Origin of the sequence: Allobosea robiniae (assembly GCF_900102525.1) — a bacterium.
Lineage (GTDB): Bacteria > Pseudomonadota > Alphaproteobacteria > Rhizobiales > Beijerinckiaceae > Allobosea > Allobosea robiniae.
Window position 1 is genome coordinate 455870 of sequence record NZ_FNBZ01000004.1, and the last position, 16801, is coordinate 472670.

Here is a 16801-nt window from a genome sequence, read left to right on the forward strand (position 1 = left end):
TGAAGCTCCGGTCAGAACCGGTATGTTGCGGCGACGGCGGGCCCGTGCTGGGTCACGTCATACGAAAAGCCGCCATTGCGATAATCGACATAGAGCGCCCGGTAGCCGGCTTTCAACGTCAGCTTCTCGTTCCAGGCGTAGTCGACGCTGCCCAGGCCTTGCCAGGTCAGGCGCGAGCCGACACTGAGGCCGCCGATGTCGCCGGCCACCGTCAAGCTCCAGGGACCGTCGAGCTTTATTCCGAGGCGGGCGCCGAGGATCGGATCGGCCCACATCTGCGATTGACGGTGATCGATACGAAGATTGGCGAGTCCTGGCAGAATTTCGAGCTTGGTGTCGAGATTCCAGAACCGGATACCGCCGCCCACGTCCAGCGCAAAAACCGAGTCCTCGTGGATACGGTAGAAGGCGGAGCCCTGCAGGGTCGTGGTCTGCGAGCGCAGCTTCAGTGCGGAAAAGAAGGGGCCGGGCAGAGAGCCGCCGGTCGTCACCTGCGAGAACTGCCCGTCGACCAGGACGCTCCAGCGGTCGATGCGCATCTCGGCGGATGCCATCAGCGCGCCGTTGAGCTCCTTGAGCACGTCGCGGAAACGCAGGCTGAAATCCGCAGCCGGCAGCGGCGGCAGCGTCGCGCTTTTGCCGTCGATCGCCGTCGCCCAGACATAGCTCGTGACCGAGAAGCTCGGCGTCGACGCGAGGGCAGGCGTCGGTGGCGCGGCGGGCTGCCGGAGGTCGGACGCCCAGGCCGGCCCGCACAGGCAAGCCGGCATCAAACCGATAGCGAGATAGCGCGGCGTTGCGCCTGACATTGCTGCCTGTCCCCTGCCCTGCCAGCGCCTGCACGAACGCTCCGGCTCGCTACGGCCCGTGATCGCGGCCAAACGGCCAGCACATGTCGTCGCGAGCATTTCGTGCATGGGGAGCCTGCCCGTCTTGCCATTTCGCGCCAATCGCAATCGGCTAGTCTGCACTCTATGGGTGCGATTCACCCGGAAGCCCGCCTGAGGAAGAGCTGATCCGGTGACAACGATGCGATCCGATGGCTGATATCCCTTTGACGCGCGGTCAGTTCCTGCTGCCGTTCGTCAGCATTCTCGACGATATCGGCGCACCGACGGAGACGCTCCTGGAGAGGTCCCGGTTGCCAACATCCCTGGCCGAGAAGAGCGAGCTCTACCTGCCGCTCCTGCCGGCCCTGCGCTTCGTCGAGACCGCACAGAGAAGCCAGGGTATCGAGGATTTCGGCTTCCTTGCCGCCCAGCGCCTGCATTTCTCGCATATGAGGGAAAAGACGCGGGCCCTGATCGCGCATTCCCCGACGCTGCTCGTCGCGCTCCGGCACGCCTGCCATGAGGCGTCGGGGGAAGACACCATTCTGAGCATGTGGATCGAACATGACACGGATCACGTGCGAGTCTGCAGCAGGCTCACCGGGCCATGGCTCCTGCAGCTGAAACACGCGCAGTGGATCCAGAACATCTTCTCGGTCTACATCATCAGGCAATTCGCAGGGCCCGACTGGATGCCGGCAGCGATCGGCTTTGAATCGTCTTATGGGCCAAGCCCTGCGACGCGATCCTGCTGGCCGAATGTGCGGTTTCTGTCGGGCCAGCATGCCGCTTGGATCAGCGTGCCGACCAAGCTGCTCGGCCTCCCAAACCGTTCGCCCCCCTCGTTTGCGCCGCCGCGCGACAATGAGGACGGCCCGTCCGCCTACAGCATCGTCGACCTTCTCAAGCTGATGCTTCCGGCCTATCTCGACGAGGGAACAACCGCTCTTGCTGACGTCGCCGAGATCGCGGGCCTCAGCGCGCGGACGCTTCAACGCAGGCTCGCCCAACTCGGCCTGTCCTATTCGGACATCCTCGACACCGTCAGATACGAGAACGCGAGCAGGCTGCTGCGCGACACCGATTGCAGGATCATCGATGTCGCCTTTTCCTCCGGCTACACCGATCCGGCGCATTTCAGCCGCGCCTTCCGCCGGATGACGGGCGTCACGCCACGTCAATTTCGGGAGCAGTCACGGCTCGGCTGAAGGCGTTTCGTCTCACGCCACCAGCCAAGAAATACCCCGTTCAAAAGGGCGCCTTCAAGCACCGTTCCAAACTATGCGAACGTCCGCTCCGGAGCTATGCGCCAACGTCGACAATTGGCGCAAGCTGGAAGAGCACGGGCGATGATGAGATTATGGCCGTTTTGCTCGGAAACTCGCCCACAGACCAAGGCATAGCACCACATTTGCTGCGGCCAGCAGCAAGAGTGTGCCGTAGGCTCCGGTGACGCCGGCATGTTCTAAGATCCAAGCGCTTGCCGCCGGAGCGAGTGCTTGGGCTACGAGACTTGGCCGTGCCAAACGCCCGATAATTGGCGCATAGCGATCTGCGCCGAACAGCGCCAACGGCACTATTCCCTTGGCAATCGAAAACACGCCGTTTCCGGCACCATACAGCAGGATTGCCATCGACACCGGGCCCAATCCAAAGGTGAGTAATCCGAGCCCGAGAGCTACTAGCACCAGTGCGGCGGTCATGGTCCAGAGAGGGTGATGCTTGCCCTTGCCGGCCATCTCGATCACCCGGCCGCCAACCTGTGCGGGCCCGACGAGCACTCCCAGCGCCACCGCAGCCGCCAGCGTGATGCCTTGTGCCTGGAGTAGGGTCAGAAGTTGCACGCCGACGATCGAGCCGATCGCGCCGCCGATGACCAAGAGGCCGGCGAGCAGCAGGAACATCGAACGATCATTGCCCGCGAGCTTTATGTCCTGGGAGGTCGTCCTCGCTGATTGGGAAATGTCGATCGCGGCCGGCGGCACCGTCGTCAGAACTAGCGGAAGCGAGATGAGAAGCTGGATAGCCGCATAGGCAAAGCAGGTCTCACGCCAGCCGAACTGGGCGACCATATAGGCCGAGAGTGGCCAGCAAACGGTACTGGCGAAACCGCCCCATAGCGTCAGGACCGTGATCGCCGAACGCGCGGTCCCGCCATAGAGACGCCCCAGCGTCGAGAACGCCGCATCGTAAAGGCCTGCCGCCATCCCAGCTCCGATCACCACCCAGCCTGCGATGAAGATCGGGAGGTTTGGGGACAGGCCAAGGATGACCTGACCGGCGGCGAGGAGCAGGGCCGCCGCAGCGAGGACCGGGCGCCCTCCGCGTTCACCGATGACACGACCAATGAGGGGAGCGATGGCACCAGCGGTCAGAAGCCCGATCGACAATGCGCCGATGACCCACGACAGCGGCCAGCCGGTGTCGTCGGCGATCGGTGCGGCGAGGACAGCGGAGAGATAGTAGGAAGAGCCCCAGGCGAGGATCTGCACCACACCCAGGGCCGAGATGACCGTCAGGCGGCTCCGCTCGGTCACGCGGCTCTGCCGCAGCAGGAGGACGTTGCCGGCTCAGGCTCCTTCACCGGACCACAACCACAACCGGCCTGGCCGCCAGCCTTTGCCAAGGTATCCTCAGCGCAGCAGGCGTTTGCTTCGACAGGAGCCGGGCGGCCGCAGCAGTCGCCCGCCGGAGCTGCCTTGCAAACCCCGGTTTCCGGTAAGACGAGATTCACATCGTCTGCCGCGGCGAGATCGCCGGCAATTGCCGCAGCAATCGAGCGGACCTGCTCGTAGCCGGTCAGCATCAGGAAAGTCGGCGCCCGCCCATAGCTCTTGATCCCGACGGTGTAGAACCCCGGTTCCGGGTGCGACAGCTCGCGGTGACCATGTGGCGGCACCGAGCCGCAGGAGTGCAGGTTCGGATCGATCAGCGGGCCGAGCGCTTTGGCACTTTCCAGCCAGGGATCGAACTCGACCCGGAGCTCTCGGGTCAGCGAGAGATCCGGGCGCTGACCGGTGCAGCCTACGATGCGATCGACCGGTCCAATCGTCCGGCCAACGCCGTCGACCTCTCCGTCCACGAATAGGCGCCCACCGTCTTCGCGAACACCGGTGACACCGAAGCCCGACACCAGGGTGGCGCGCCCCTCCTCGACGAGGCGGTGCAGGCGCTGCCCGAGCTCGCCACGCGCGGCGAGCTGATCATTTGCTCCGCCGCCAAACACCCGGGACAGATCACGTCCGCGCGTAGCCCAGATTGCCTTGGTGCCGGGCTCGGCGACCGCAAGCTCTTCGAGATCGAGCAGGACGTTCGCCGCCGAGTGGCCCGCACCGATGACGAGCGTCGCCCGCCCGGCATAGGTCGATCGATCGCGGCTCGATACATCGGGTATCCCGTAGGCGATGCGATCCTTGAGCGCTTCCTCGCCATCGGCAGCAAGTCCGCCAGCGCCGATTGGGTTAGGGAATGTCCAGGTTCCCGATGCATCGATGATCGCTCGCGCCTGGTCGCGCCGTGTTGTCCCATCGCTCCCGACGACGGTCAGCACGAAAGGACGCTGGTCCCGATCTCGGCTGACCACCTTGTCGATGCCGTGGCGCCCGATAGCGGTGATGCGCGCGCCATATTCGATCACGGCAGCGAGCGCCGGAGTCACCGACAGAGGGGCGAGATAGCGATCCACGAGCTCGCCCCCGGTAGGGTAGGCCTGCCCATCAGGTTCCTCCCAGCCGACATTTGCCAGCAACGCTCGTGCGGCCGGTGCGATGTTGAACTCCCAAGGCGAGAACAGCCTGACATGACCCCATCCACGGATGTTGGCGCCTGCCTCCTGACCGGCCTCATACACCTTCACTGCGATGCCGCGCTCGACGAGATTGGCGGCGGCGGCCAGCCCGACGGGCCCTGCTCCAATGATCGCGACGGGAAGCTCAGTCATTCTGTTATCCACTGATTCTAGAATTATGGAATTATGTGGCAAATAAAAAGGGCTTCTCAGGCGGCCTTTTCCGGCGCTTGAGAGCAACCCTCTTCGATGCAGCATTCGTCGCCGAGGAAGCCGAGGAGGGCATCCATGGCCGGGTAGACAGCACGGCAGATCAGCGTGGTGGCTTGACGCTCCTGCGAGACGAGGCCGTTACGGATCAGCCGCTGAAGGTGGTGTGACAAGGTCGAGGCCGGGATCCCAAGGCGCTCCTGCACCTGATTGACGGGCAGGCCACCGTGACCCGCCCGGACGAGTGTCCGGTAGAGCTCCAACCGGGTTGGATTCCCGAGAGCCTCAAGCTGCTTCGCTGCTTCTTCGACGTTCATGGAAATAAGTAGACATGGACGGGATCGTTCCGTCAAGCTCTATTTCGATGATCATCGAATTACTTGGCTGCCTGAACCTTTCGCACGCTGTCGCCGCGCTCGTACCAACCCTTCGATCGGTTCACGATCCAGACGACGGTGAGCATCACCGGAACCTCGACCAGAACGCCGACGACCGTGGCGAGTGCCGCTCCGGAGTTGAAACCGAACAGGCTGATCGCGGCGGCGACGGCGAGTTCGAAGAAGTTGGAGGCGCCGATCAAGGCGGACGGCCCCGCGACGCAATGCTGTTCGCCGGCGATCCGGTTCAGGAGATAGGCCAACCCGGCATTCAGATAGACCTGGATCAGGATCGGCACCGCCAGCAGAGCGATCACCATAGGCTGGGCGAGGATCTGCTCGCCCTGGAAGCCGAAGAGCAGGACGAGCGTGGCGAGCAGCGCGACCAGAGAAACTGGCCCGAGGTGGCGGAGCAGCCTGTCGAGCGCGGCCTGTCCGCCCTTCGCCAGAACGCTGCTGCGGACGAGCTGCGCGACGATTATGGGAATGACGATGTAGAGGACGACCGAGAGGGCGAGCGTTCCCCACGGCACGGTGATCGCCGACAGGCCGAGCAGCAGGCCGACGATCGGCGCGAAGGCGACGACCATGATGGCGTCGTTGAGCGCGACCTGGCTGAGCGTGAAGTGCGGCTCGCCCCTCGTCAGGTTCGACCAGACGAAGACCATCGCCGTGCAGGGCGCGGCCGCCAGGATGATGAGACCGGCGATGTAGCTGTTGATCTGGTCGGTCGGGAGCCACGGCCGGAACAGCCAGGCGATGAAGAACCAGCCGAGCGCCGCCATCGAGAAGGGCTTCACCGCCCAGTTGATGAAGAGCGTGACGCCGATCCCGCGCCAGTGCCTGCTGACCTGTCCGAGCGCCGAGAAGTCGATCTTCAGCAGCATGGGGATGACCATCAGCCAGATCAGGACTGCGACGGGCAGATTGACCTTGGCGACCTCGGCCGCGCCGATGGCCTGGAACACGCCCGGCATGACATGGCCCAGCGCGATCCCGACGACGATGCACAGCGCGACCCACACCGTGAGGTAGCGTTCGAAGATGGACATGAGGACCTCAGGCGAGAGCAGTCGGGCGGCCGGAGGCATCCACGACGAGCTCGCCATCCTCCTTGCGGAATTCGCCAAGCTGCGGCGGCAGGAGCGGCAGCACGACCTCAGACGGCCGGCACAGCTTCACGCCCTTGGGCGAAACGACCAGCGGGCGATTCATCAGGATGGGATGGGCCTCGATCGCATCGAGCAGGGCATCGTCGGAAAGGCTCGGGTCACCGAGGTTGAGTTCGGCGAAGGGCGTTCCCTTCTCGCGCAGGATGTCCCGGACGGTCAGCCCGGCGCGCTCCAGAAGCTGCTTCAGCAGCGTCCGGCTCGGCGGCGTCTTCAAGTATTCGATGACATGCGGCTCGACGCCCGCATTGCGGATCAGCGCGAGCGTGTTCCGGGACGTCCCGCAGACAGGGTTGTGGTAGATGATCACGTCCATCAGGCGACCTCCGGGCGGCGACCGCTCGCGCCTTCGAGGCCCCCGATCCGCCGAACCTGCTGAGCCAACGCCATCTCGTCGAGGCTGGCGACGGGCAGCGACAAGAGGACGTTGATCCGGTTCCTGAGATAGCGCAGCGCCGTCACGAAGGCTCGCTCGCGCTCGATCTCGCTACCCTGGACGTTGGACGGGTCTTCGATGCCCCAATGCGCCGTGATCGGTTGCCCCGGCCAATGCGAGCAGGCCTCGCCCGCCGCCTGGTCGCAGACGGTGATCACGAGATCCATGACGGGCGCGCCGGGCTGCGCGAAGACATCCCAGGTCTTCGACGAGAGGCCCTCGCTCGGGATGCCTTCGGCATCCAGCACCTTGAGCGCCATCGGCTTCGGCCCGGGACCGCCTTCGCTGCCAGCGGAGAAGGCTCGAAAGCGCCCTTCCCCGAGATGGTTGAGCAAGGCCTCGGCCATGATCGACCGAGCGGAGTTGTGAGTGCAGAGGAACAGCACGTTGTGGATGCGATCAGGCATCGGTCGTGACCTTCGGTGGGCAGCAGGGCGTGAGCTCAGCCAGAAGCGGCGCGCAGATCTCAGCGCGGCCACCGCAGCAATCCTTCAGGAGGAAGGCGATGGCCGATCGAAGCGCGTCGAGATCAGCCCGGTAGACGATCGAGCGGCTGAAGCGCTCGGAACGGACAAGCCCTGCCCGGCTGAGGATGCTCAGATGGGACGACATGGTGTTGTGGGGAACGGCGAGGCGCCGGGCCACCTCGCCGGCAGGCAATCCCTCCGGCTCCGCGCTCACCAGCAGGCGGAACACGTCGAGGCGAGTGCTCTGCGCCAGCGCCGCCAGGGCGAGGATGACTTGCTCGTTTTCCATATGTCGAGAATTATCGACATATTAAATGCAACGCAAGGCTCATTTTCGGGTTGGAAGCGAGCAGCCAGCAAGGTCCCGCCAAAAATCCGCTTCCTGGCGGTAGCTCAACGCCAGCTGCTGGTCGGAAGCGGGCTAATCGATGTCCGTCGCCCGCGCCGCGCCGGTCGGGGGAATTGCCCCGGCCGAAACCGTCGCAGGCTGAAATCGGGTGGTTCGCGAACCTCCGAGTTCTTTAAATTCGTGGTCATGCAAACCTAAAAAGGATCAGATACATGACCAGGGCGTACTACAGCACCATTTTCGAGGCACCTGCCGAAAATGTATGGAATACGATCCGTTCCTTCGGTGATTACGATTGGGCCGGCGTTCCGAGTGTCACCGTGATTGAGAATGGGCGTGCCGGCGACCAAATCGGCGCGGTTCGACGTGTCGAGATGGCTGACCGTACTATGCGCCAGATTTTGATAGCTCACTCGGATCGTGAGCGTTCCTACAGCTATGAGTTTTTGAGCGGAATGCCCGTGAATGCGGAGAACTATATCGCAACGTTGCGGGTCACTCCGATTATAGATGGCAATAAATCTTTTATTGAGTGGTTCGCTGACTTCGATGCCACGCCCGACGACCGCGACCTGATCAGAGATGCTTTCGTCACCAATGGGTTCGCCGTTTGGCTACGTTCCTTGCGGGCTCGCTTGGCTCAGTCAGAATGGGATTGGGGTTGAGGCAGCCTCGCGGCTCGCGACGGGAGCCGGGTAGCCCAACTCGGACCTGCCCAAGGTCCGAGTTGGGTCAAGAACTGCCGTTCGAGCCAGAGTCGGGAACGTCCGCTTCCGGGCAGCGGCCCAGTGTCCGGTCATGGCGCTCCGCGGTACTTTGTATCGGCCATGCACCGGCCTTGGCGTGCCTCTGGATCAATCCGCATTGCGCGGGTTGAGTACGTCCCGGAGTCGGTCTCCGATCAAGTTGATGGCGACGACCGTGATCAGCAGCGCGATGCCCGGATAGAAGCTGATCCAGAACTTCCCCGAAAGCATATGCTGGTAGCCGTTGGAGATCAGGAGGCCCAGGCTGGGCTCCGTCACAGGCACACCAAGCCCCAGGAAGGAAAGCGTCGCTTCAAGCGCGATGGCGCGGGCGACCTGAACCGTGACAATCACCATCAGCGGCGGCAGGCAGTTCGGCAGCAGATAGCGGAACAGCACGCGCAGCGGGGACGATCCGTAGGATAGCGCCGCCTCGACATATTCCTTCTTCCGCTGGACCAGCGCACTGGCGCGGGCGGTGCGCGCATAGGCCGCCCACTCGACAATCACCAGCGCGAGGATGACATTGCCCACGCCCTTACCGAGAAATGCCAGGATCATCAGCGCGACGAGAATGGCTGGAAACGATAATTGCAGGTCGACAAAGCGCATGATCGCGTTGTCGGTCCGCCCGCCGGCATAGGCCGCGATCAGGCCGAGCGTCGTGCCGATGGCCGCGGCGGCGATGGCAGAGCAGAATCCGACCAGCAGGGAGATGCGAAGCCCGTAGAGGATGGCGGAGAGCATGTCGCGACCCTGCTCATCGGTGCCCAGCCAATAGGTCATGCCGGTCGCAGCCTGCGATCCCGGCGGCAACTGGCCGTCCATGATGTCGAGCTGCATCAGGTCGTACGGGTTCTGCGGCGCGATCCACGGCGCGAACACCGCCAGCGCGACGATGCAGGCCAGCACGGCAAGGCCGAGCATGGCGAGGGGCGAGCTGGCAAAGGCGCGGAGCGTCCGCTGGAGCGGGGTGCGGGTCGCAGGGGCCGAAGTGATTGCGGACATCTCAGTTTTCCAGCCGTACGCGCGGATCGAGCACGGTGTAGAGCAGGTCGACGATCAGGTTGATCAGCACGAAGAGCACGACGATCACCATCAGGTAGGCCACGATCATCGGCCGATCGAGCAGATGGATGCTGTCTATGATCAGCTTGCCCATGCCCGGCCATGAGAAGATCGTCTCGGTCACGACCGAGAAGGCGATGACCGAGCCGAATTCGAGCCCCACGATCGTGACGACCGGAATGAGCGTGTTCTTCAGGACATGGGTGCGGATCACCGAGCCCTCGGACAGGCCCTTGGCGCGCGCGGTCCGGATATAGTCCTGCGGCACGACCTCGCGGGTCTCGGCCCGTACGAGTCGCATCACCAGCGAGATCTTGAACAGCGCGAGATTGAGCGCAGGCAGCGCGAGATGGCGCAGGCCATCGAGGGTCAGGAACGACCATCGCACGCCGAGGAACTCGGCCGTCTCGCCGCGCCCGCCGGCGGGCAGCCAGCCGAGCTGGACCGAGAACAGCATGATCATGACGAGACCAACCCAGAAGGTCGGGAGCGAGAAGCCGAGGATCGAGCCGGCCATCACGGCCTTGGCGCCAGCGGAGTTCGGCCTGACGCCGGCATAGAGACCGAGCGGGACGCCGACGATCACGGCCAGCAGCATGGCGGCGATCGCCAGCTCCAGCGTCGCCGGCATCCGCTGCAGGATGACCGACAGCGCCGGCTCGCTGAAGACGAAGCTGCGCCCGAGATCGCCACGCAGCGCACCGGCCAGGAACGAGAGATATTGCTCCCACAAGGGCCGGTCGAGCCCGAAGGAGGCGATGACGCGCAGCCGCTCATCCTGCGTCGCGTCGGGCGGCAGCAGCACCGCGACCGGATCTCCGATCACGTTCACGCCGATGAAGACGATGACGGTCATCGCAAGGACGACCGCCACCGCCTGGATCACGCGCTTGGCAAGCCAGCTGATCATGGGACTTTCCTGTCAGCGGCGGGCTCCGGAGAGCCCGCCGGCGATACTCACTTTGCGGGACGCGCATCCATCGCGAGCGTGCGCTCGTCGCGGCGGGCGTCGATGCTGATCCCCTTGCGGGTCACCCAGGCATTATCGAGGATGTAGAGGGGGATGATCGGCAAGGTGCGGGCGAAGGTCTCGGTCGCGGCGACGAAGAGCTTCTCGCGCTTGGAGTCGTCGATCGTCGCGAGAGCCTCGACGATCTGCTTGTCGAGCGCCGGGTCGCTGTAGCGGCCGTAGTTGAAGACGCCGAGGCCGCGCGCCGGCGTGTTGGTGGCGACCACGTTCGACAGCAGATAGCCGGCCTCGCCGGTCGGGCTGCCCCAGCCCCAGAGACCGACACCGAATTCCTGCTTGCCGCCACGGCCGACATAGCTGCTCCAGGGCAGCGTCTCGACCGCGGTCTTCACGCCGATGCGGGTCCACATCTGCGCGATCGCCTGCGCCGTCGCGGCATCGTTCGGATAGCGGTCATTGGGCGAGAACAGCGTCAGCTTGAAGCCTTCGGGGAAACCGGCCTCGGCCAGCAGCGCCTTGGCCTTGTTCGGGTCGTAAGGCGGAACCGCCACGCTCTTGGCATAGGAGTAGGTGCCCGGCGGCAGCCACTGGCCGGTCGGGCGGGCCGTCTTCTGCATGATGCGGTCGGCCAGCCCCCCACGGTTAATGGCGATGGAGAGCGCCTGCTTGACCTTGAGATCCAGCAGCGGGTTCTTCGGCAGCGGCTTGCCGTCATTGGCGGTCACCGTGGCGGCGACCGGCTCCTGGGAATTCAAGGCGAGATAGATGACGCGCAGGCCCTCGGTCGTCGCGATGGTGACGCGCTGATCGGTCTTCAGTTTTTCCAGGTCGCCGGCCGGCGGAGTGTCGATCACGTCGACATCGCCCGACAGGACGGAGGCGACGCGTGCACCGGCATTGGTGATCATCCGCAGCGTGACCTTGTCCCAGGCCTGCTTCGGCCCCCACCAGGCATCGTTGCGCGTGAGCTCGACGCGATCGCCGGGGGTGTAGCTGACGAACTTGTAGGGGCCGGTGCCGATCACGGCCTTTCCGGTGTTGTAGTCCTCGGTCGTCGCCTTCTCGCCGACATGGCGCGAGATGATCGGAACGAAGGCGAGTTCGCGCGGCAGGTTCGGAGCCGGTTCGCCGGTGTCGATGCGCAAGGTCAGCGGATCGACCACCTCGACCTTCTTTACCGCCCGCAGGAAGCCGCCGAAGCCGCCGGGGCTGTTCGGCACGTTGCGGGCACGCTCATAGGTGAAGGCGACGTCGTCGGCGGTGAACGGCTTGCCGTCATGCCAGGTCACGCCCGGCCGCAATTTGAACTCCCAGACCGTGTCGGAGATCGTCTTCCAGCTCAGCGCAAGGCCCGGCTTCAGGCTGACATCCGGTGCGCGATCGACAAGACGGTCGAAGATATGCATCGCGACGGAGTGGTTGGGCGTCGCGTTGTAGAAATGCGGGTCCATCGAGGTGAAGGCTCCACCGATCGCGATCCGCAGCGGCTCGGCCTGAACCCCGCCCGTGCCTGCGCCGGCCATGACGGCACCGGCAACGAGCAGTCCTCGCATGAGTTGTTTCATCGGTTCGTTCCCATCCTTTTCTGGAAATCTCTCGGCTGCGGCTTCAGCCGCGCAGCCACATGCCGTCGCGCTGCGGATCGGCCCCCGCCGACAGGCGCCCGTCCCGGTTCAGCACCGCGTGCAGGGCCGCGAAGGCGAAGCCCTGATAGGACCGGGCGACCCGGTAGCCGTCGCGCTCCAGTTCGGCGGTGACATAGCGCGGGATGCGGTTGGAGACGTCGATCGCGTTGCTGGTCACGCTGATGCGCGGCGCGGCCACGGCATCGAAGATCGGCATGCCGAAATCGACGACGTTGCTGATGCCCTGCGCCATGGCCGGCAGGATCGCCGTGCCGCCGGGGGCGCCAATGACGATGAAGGGCTGATCGTCCCGGAAGACGATGCTCGGCATCTGCGAGCTGGTGCGGCCCTTGTTCGGCGCCAGCGATCCCGGCCGGCCGGGCCGTGGGTCGAAGGCGCTCATCAGGCCGTTATACATGAAGCCGAGCCCGTCGGTGATGACGCCGCTCGGGATGTTCAGCGTGTGCGTAAGGGTGACGGCGTTGCCGTCCTGATCGACGACGCAGACCTGCGTGGTGTCCTTCGGCTCCTGCTTGAGCTTCATGCGCTCCAGCGAGGCTCTCTCCCCGCGCCGGATGCTGTCGGCGAGCGTCGCCGCATAGTCCTTCGACAACAGCCGATCGACCGGCACCTCGACGAATTCGGGGTCGCCGATATGGGTGTCCTTGTCGATGGTGACGCGCTTCAGCGCCTCGGTGAGGATGCGCAGGTGTTCCGTGCCGTTATGCTCGAGGGCGCCGATGTCGAAGCCTTCCAGCACATGCAGGAGCTGGATCAGCGAGACGCCGCCGCCGGGGGGCTGGACGCTGGCGATCCGGTGATCCCGGTAGCGACCCCAGACAGGCGCGGAGCGCCGCAATTCGTATTGCGCGAGATCGTCATAGGAGAGCAGGCCGCCATGGGCTTGCATGTCGGCGGCGATCTGCTCGGCGATCTCGCCGCGATAGAAGATGTCGGGGCCGGCGACGGCGATGCGTTCGAGCGTGCGGGCAAGGTCTGGATTGGCGACGATGTCGCCCGGCCGCTTCATGCTGCCATCCGCTCGGAAATAGACGTCGCGCCCGGTCGCGCTGAAGCGCAGCAATTTCTCGTTCGGCACCCGGCCCATGGCCGATGGATCGAGCGCCATGAAATAGTGCATGTACGGGCGGATCATGAAGCCGTCGCGCGCATAGGCGATGGCCGGCGCCATGATGTCGGCGAGATCCATCGTGCCGTAGTCGGACAGGGCCGTCGTATAGCCCTTCAGATTGCCGGGCGAACCGATCGACTGATAGCCGATCTCGTTGACCTGCCCCTCGACGATGAAGGAAAAGCCGTCTGGCGCCTCGCCCAGCACCTTGTCGGCCCACATGTCGGCGCGCGTGGCGCGCGGGCTGCGCGCATAGAATTCCAGCACCTCATGCACGCCGCGCCGCGGCATATAGACCTGCATCGAGCCGTAGCCGGCGATGCCGGTCATCTGCGGATCGACCACGCTCTGGACGAAGGCGCAGGCGATCGCGGCGTCGATGGCATTGCCGCCCCGGCGAAGAACCAGGGCTCCGGCCTCGACGGCTTCAGGCTGTGCGGCGACGATCATTCCGGCCACGGCAACGCTCCCCTCAACCGGCTTGCTGATGGAATGCGGCAGGGGCGTATCGCGCCAGTTCCTGCAGCAGCATCGGCCAGGCCCGGAGCCCGAGCGCGACCGAAGGAACATGGAAGAACTCGTTGGGCGCGTGGACGTCCTCGTCCGGCAGGTTGAAGCCGAACATCAGCGTGTCCAGGCCCATCGTCTCCTTGAAGATCGCAGTGATCGGCACCGTCGCGCCGAGCCGGACATGGACGGGCTCCTGCCCGGAGGTCCGGCGCAACACGGTCGTCGCCGCCTGGACCAGCGGATGTTCCGCCGCCAGCGTGGACGCGGGCGAACCGCCGCCGATCGCCTCGAAGCCGACCTTAACGCCCAGCCTTGCCGCCGCGAGGATGTGCTCCTTCAGCGCCGCGCCGGCCTGGTCGGGGTCCTGTCCCGGCGCCAGGCGGATGGTGATCTTGGCGCGCGCCTCGTCCGGGATGACCGTCTTGGAGCCGGTGCCGGTGTAACCGCCCCACATTCCGTTCACGTCGATCGCGGGGCGCAGCGTCAAGCGCTCGCGGATGCTGTAGCCGGGCTCGCCGGCGGCGATGCCACCGACATCCGCGACGAAGGCGGCCTCGTCGAACGGCAAGGCGGCCGTATCGCGCCGGTCGCGCTCGGAAAGTGGGCGGACGGCGTCCATCAAGGCGGGGACGGCGATGGCGCCTTCCGCGTCGTGGAGGGAGGCGACGATCGCCGCGAGCTCGTGCAGGGCATTGCGGACCGAGCCGCCATAGCGGCCGGAATGCAGCTCCTTGCCGGCAGTCCGGACGACGAGCTCGAGCTTGGTCAGCCCGCGCGCGCCGACATTGATCGTGGGCACGGTCGGGCTCGCCCGGCCGCCATCGGCCGAGATCATCGCATCGGCCTTGAGCAGGTCGCCATAGCGGCGGACGATCTCGTGCAGGCTCGGGCTGCCGGTCTCCTCCTCGCCTTCGATGAAGAGCTTGATATTGACCGGACAGCGCCCCTCGACGGCGAGAAAGGCCGCCACCGTCTCGATCGCGATCGTGGTCGAGCCCTTCACATCCGAGGCGCCGCGCGCATAAAGGCGCCCGTCACGGATCGTCGGCTCGAAGGGCGGCGATTGCCAAAGCGCCAGCGGGTCGGGCGGCTGCACGTCGTAATGGCCGTAGACGATGATGGTCGGCGCACCCGGCGCGCCGAGCCAGGCGCCATAGACGGCCGGCTGCCCGCCGCCATCGAGAAGCTGGACGTCGGTCAGGCCGATGCCTTTCAGCCAATCCAGCAGGAAAGCGCGCGTGTCGGCCATGCCTTGCGCATAGGCGGGGTCGGTACTGACGCTCGGCAGCCTGAGGAAGGCGTCGAGCCGCGCCATCACGTCGTCATGGCGGCGCTGCAGGTAGTCGACGACGGATTCGGCGCTCATCGCGAGCCTCCGCTCATGAGTTCGGGAGCAGGCTCTTCGGCCAGAGACAGCAGCCCCGCCGGCATCTCGATCTCGGCCGAGAGCAGCAGGAACGAGAGTGTCTTGCCGTGGCCGTCGAGCCCGAGGCTGCCGTTGACGCCGCCATCCAGCACGTCATCGAGCACGAAATTGAAGGCATGGAGCTTGGGCAGCTCGTAGCGTTTGACGGCAGTGGGTCGGCGCTCGCGGAAGACGCGCGCGACGAACGTCTCCGTCAACCGCTCGCGCAGCGGCTCGAAGAACCGCGGCTCGCGGCAGACCACCGCGATATTGAGCCGATTGCCCTTGTCACCGGAGCGGGCATGGGCGAGCTCGTAGAGGGAAACCGCGCGGGTCATGCCGTCTCCAGAAGCGAGATCTGCGGGGTGACGCGCTTGCGATCGACCAGGCAGGATGCGCTGCGCAGCCGCGGGGTCAGGCGCTTGCGGACGCCACCGCCGCCGGCAGGGCCGGCGCAATACAAGGCCTCGACCTCGTCGAGCAGGCATTCCGCCGCGGCGCGATCGGCGGTCTCGGCCGCGAACCGAACGCGCAGATCCCCGTCACGGACACCCGGAATCCCGGCACTCAGCAGCGAGCCGGACGTATCGCCGAAGACGCTCACGATCCCGATCACATCCGCGCGGACATGCAAGGACGGATGAAGGAAGGCCAGACGCTTCGTCACCGTTTCGATGGCGAGCGCGGCGCGGGATTTCGCGTTCGGGCCGGCATAGGAGATCTCGGCTTCGGCCAGCAACCCACCGTCGAAACAGACCGTCGCCTTCAAGGTCTCGGGCCGGGCACGGCCACTTGCGCCTGTCACGCGGATGCGATCGGACCCGACCTCCGTCAGCTCGACCTGCGTGAGATCGAGGATCGCATCCGGCGTCAGATAGGCGGCGGGATCGTGGATTTCGTAGAGAATCTGCTCGGTCACAGTCCGGCGGTCGACCAATCCGCCCGTCCCGGCCGGCTTGGTGATCGTGAACACGCCGTCCGGATCGACCTCCGCGATCGGATAGCCCAGCACATCCATCCCCGGCACGTCCTTGACGCCGGGATCGGCGAAATAGCCGCCTGTCACCTGCGATCCGCATTCGAGGAGATGACCCGCGAGGATACCGGCCGCGAGCCTGTCCCAATCGTCATCCGCCCAGCCGAAGCTGTATTTGAGCGGGCCGAGCACGAGGGCGGGATCGGCGACGCGCCCAGTCACGACGACATCAGCGCCCCGATCCAACGCCTCGGCGATCGCATCCGCGCCCAGATAGGCATTCGCCGAAATGATCGCAGGCTCACTGCTTAACAGGGCGCCATCGATCTCCATGCGGGCGAAATCGGCCGGTGCGAAGGTGTCACGCATGTCGTCGCCCGAGACGATCGCAATCTTCAGATCGGCACAGCCGAGTTCAGTAGCCCAAGCCTGGATCTTTGCGGCCGCGCCGAAAGGATTGGCCCCGCCGAAATTGCCGATGATCTTGATACCCGCCGCTGCGCAAGGCGCCAGAGCCGGCCAGAGCAGGCGCTTCAAAGCCGGAACCTCGCCGCGCGCCGGATCGGCAAGGCGGTCGAGCTGCGCGAGCGCGAGCGTGCGCTCCGCCAGGGTCTCGAAAATCAGAAAGCGCGGTCCGTCGTGACGCGCAAGCGCCTCGATCAATGGACCCGAAGAGTCGGGACGATCGCCTGCGAAACCGGCCGCCGCTCCGATCCAAACCTGCTGTGCCACCACTGCGTTAGC

At 65.3% G+C, this 16801-nt stretch carries 17 protein-coding genes; 2 read left to right on the top strand and 15 right to left on the bottom strand.

The window, feature by feature from the left end; translation table 11 throughout:
* Positions 1 to 11: 11 nt before the first annotated feature.
* Positions 12 to 989, bottom strand: coding sequence for a hypothetical protein (locus tag BLQ70_RS14020; RefSeq protein ID WP_139163545.1), 978 nt, complete (start codon positions 987 to 989; stop codon positions 12 to 14).
* A gap of 50 nt (positions 990 to 1039) precedes the next feature.
* On the opposite strand from BLQ70_RS14020, the gene BLQ70_RS14025 reads away from it, so the two are divergent.
* Positions 1040 to 2038, top strand: a complete 999-nt coding sequence (locus BLQ70_RS14025) for a helix-turn-helix transcriptional regulator (RefSeq protein WP_091857526.1) — start codon at positions 1040 to 1042, stop codon at positions 2036 to 2038.
* A gap of 150 nt (positions 2039 to 2188) precedes the next feature.
* On the opposite strand, the gene BLQ70_RS14030 is transcribed toward BLQ70_RS14025, so the two are convergent.
* From BLQ70_RS14030 to BLQ70_RS14060, 7 genes are read right to left on the bottom strand one after another with little or no spacing between them, the layout of a single operon-like run.
* Positions 2189 to 3367 (bottom strand): MFS transporter, encoded by a 1179-nt coding sequence (locus BLQ70_RS14030; RefSeq protein WP_091857528.1) that lies wholly within the window; start codon positions 3365 to 3367, stop codon positions 2189 to 2191.
* Positions 3364 to 4770, bottom strand: a complete 1407-nt coding sequence (locus tag BLQ70_RS14035) for an FAD-dependent oxidoreductase (protein WP_091857530.1) — start codon at positions 4768 to 4770, stop codon at positions 3364 to 3366. The genes BLQ70_RS14030 and BLQ70_RS14035 overlap by 4 nt, the downstream gene beginning before the upstream one ends.
* Before the next feature lie 56 nt (positions 4771 to 4826).
* A complete protein-coding gene (locus BLQ70_RS14040; protein ID WP_091857532.1) occupies positions 4827 to 5144 on the bottom strand; it encodes an ArsR/SmtB family transcription factor in 318 nt (105 codons plus the stop codon).
* Positions 5145 to 5203: 59 nt separating this feature from the next.
* On the bottom strand, positions 5204 to 6256 hold the full coding sequence (arsB, locus tag BLQ70_RS14045) for an ACR3 family arsenite efflux transporter (protein WP_091857819.1): 1053 nt from the start codon (positions 6254 to 6256) through the stop codon (positions 5204 to 5206).
* Positions 6257 to 6263: 7 nt separating this feature from the next.
* Complete coding sequence (gene arsC / locus BLQ70_RS14050) at positions 6264 to 6689, bottom strand: arsenate reductase (glutaredoxin) (protein WP_091857534.1); 426 nt, start codon at positions 6687 to 6689, stop codon at positions 6264 to 6266.
* The gene (locus tag BLQ70_RS14055; RefSeq protein ID WP_091857535.1) at positions 6689 to 7216 is read right to left on the bottom strand and encodes an arsenate reductase ArsC; all 528 of its coding nucleotides are present in this window, start codon (positions 7214 to 7216) and stop codon (positions 6689 to 6691) included. Before BLQ70_RS14055 ends, arsC begins: the two co-directional genes overlap by 1 nt.
* Complete coding sequence (locus tag BLQ70_RS14060; protein ID WP_061971467.1) at positions 7209 to 7565, bottom strand: ArsR/SmtB family transcription factor; 357 nt, start codon at positions 7563 to 7565, stop codon at positions 7209 to 7211. The genes BLQ70_RS14055 and BLQ70_RS14060 overlap by 8 nt, the downstream gene beginning before the upstream one ends.
* A gap of 272 nt (positions 7566 to 7837) precedes the next feature.
* On the opposite strand from BLQ70_RS14060, the gene BLQ70_RS14065 reads away from it, so the two are divergent.
* Positions 7838 to 8290 carry an SRPBCC family protein gene (locus BLQ70_RS14065; protein WP_091857537.1) on the top strand — a complete coding sequence of 151 codons (453 nt, stop codon included), beginning with the start codon at positions 7838 to 7840 and terminating at the stop codon, positions 8288 to 8290.
* Between the two features lie 189 nt (positions 8291 to 8479).
* On the opposite strand, the gene BLQ70_RS14070 is transcribed toward BLQ70_RS14065, so the two are convergent.
* The 7 genes from BLQ70_RS14070 to BLQ70_RS14100 are packed head-to-tail and all read right to left on the bottom strand — an operon-like array spanning position 8480 to position 16789.
* The gene (locus BLQ70_RS14070) at positions 8480 to 9379 is read right to left on the bottom strand and encodes an ABC transporter permease (protein ID WP_061968609.1); all 900 of its coding nucleotides are present in this window, start codon (positions 9377 to 9379) and stop codon (positions 8480 to 8482) included.
* A gap of 1 nt (position 9380) precedes the next feature.
* Entirely contained in the window at positions 9381 to 10349 is a 969-nt protein-coding gene (locus BLQ70_RS14075; protein ID WP_061968607.1) for an ABC transporter permease, read from the bottom strand.
* Between the two features lie 47 nt (positions 10350 to 10396).
* On the bottom strand, positions 10397 to 11974 hold the full coding sequence (locus tag BLQ70_RS14080) for an ABC transporter substrate-binding protein (protein ID WP_091857539.1): 1578 nt from the start codon (positions 11972 to 11974) through the stop codon (positions 10397 to 10399).
* A gap of 43 nt (positions 11975 to 12017) precedes the next feature.
* Positions 12018 to 13616: a gamma-glutamyltransferase gene (ggt, locus tag BLQ70_RS14085; RefSeq protein ID WP_170843419.1), complete on the bottom strand. Its 1599-nt coding sequence runs from the start codon at positions 13614 to 13616 to the stop codon at positions 12018 to 12020.
* A gap of 22 nt (positions 13617 to 13638) precedes the next feature.
* Positions 13639 to 15042, bottom strand: a complete 1404-nt coding sequence (locus BLQ70_RS14090) for a dipeptidase (RefSeq protein ID WP_091857542.1) — start codon at positions 15040 to 15042, stop codon at positions 13639 to 13641.
* Positions 15039 to 15419, bottom strand: coding sequence for an AtuA-related protein (locus BLQ70_RS14095; RefSeq protein ID WP_091857544.1), 381 nt, complete (start codon positions 15417 to 15419; stop codon positions 15039 to 15041). The genes BLQ70_RS14090 and BLQ70_RS14095 overlap by 4 nt, the downstream gene beginning before the upstream one ends.
* Positions 15416 to 16789, bottom strand: a complete 1374-nt coding sequence (locus BLQ70_RS14100; RefSeq protein ID WP_244512018.1) for an acyclic terpene utilization AtuA family protein — start codon at positions 16787 to 16789, stop codon at positions 15416 to 15418. The genes BLQ70_RS14095 and BLQ70_RS14100 overlap by 4 nt, the downstream gene beginning before the upstream one ends.
* Positions 16790 to 16801 lie beyond the last annotated feature (12 nt).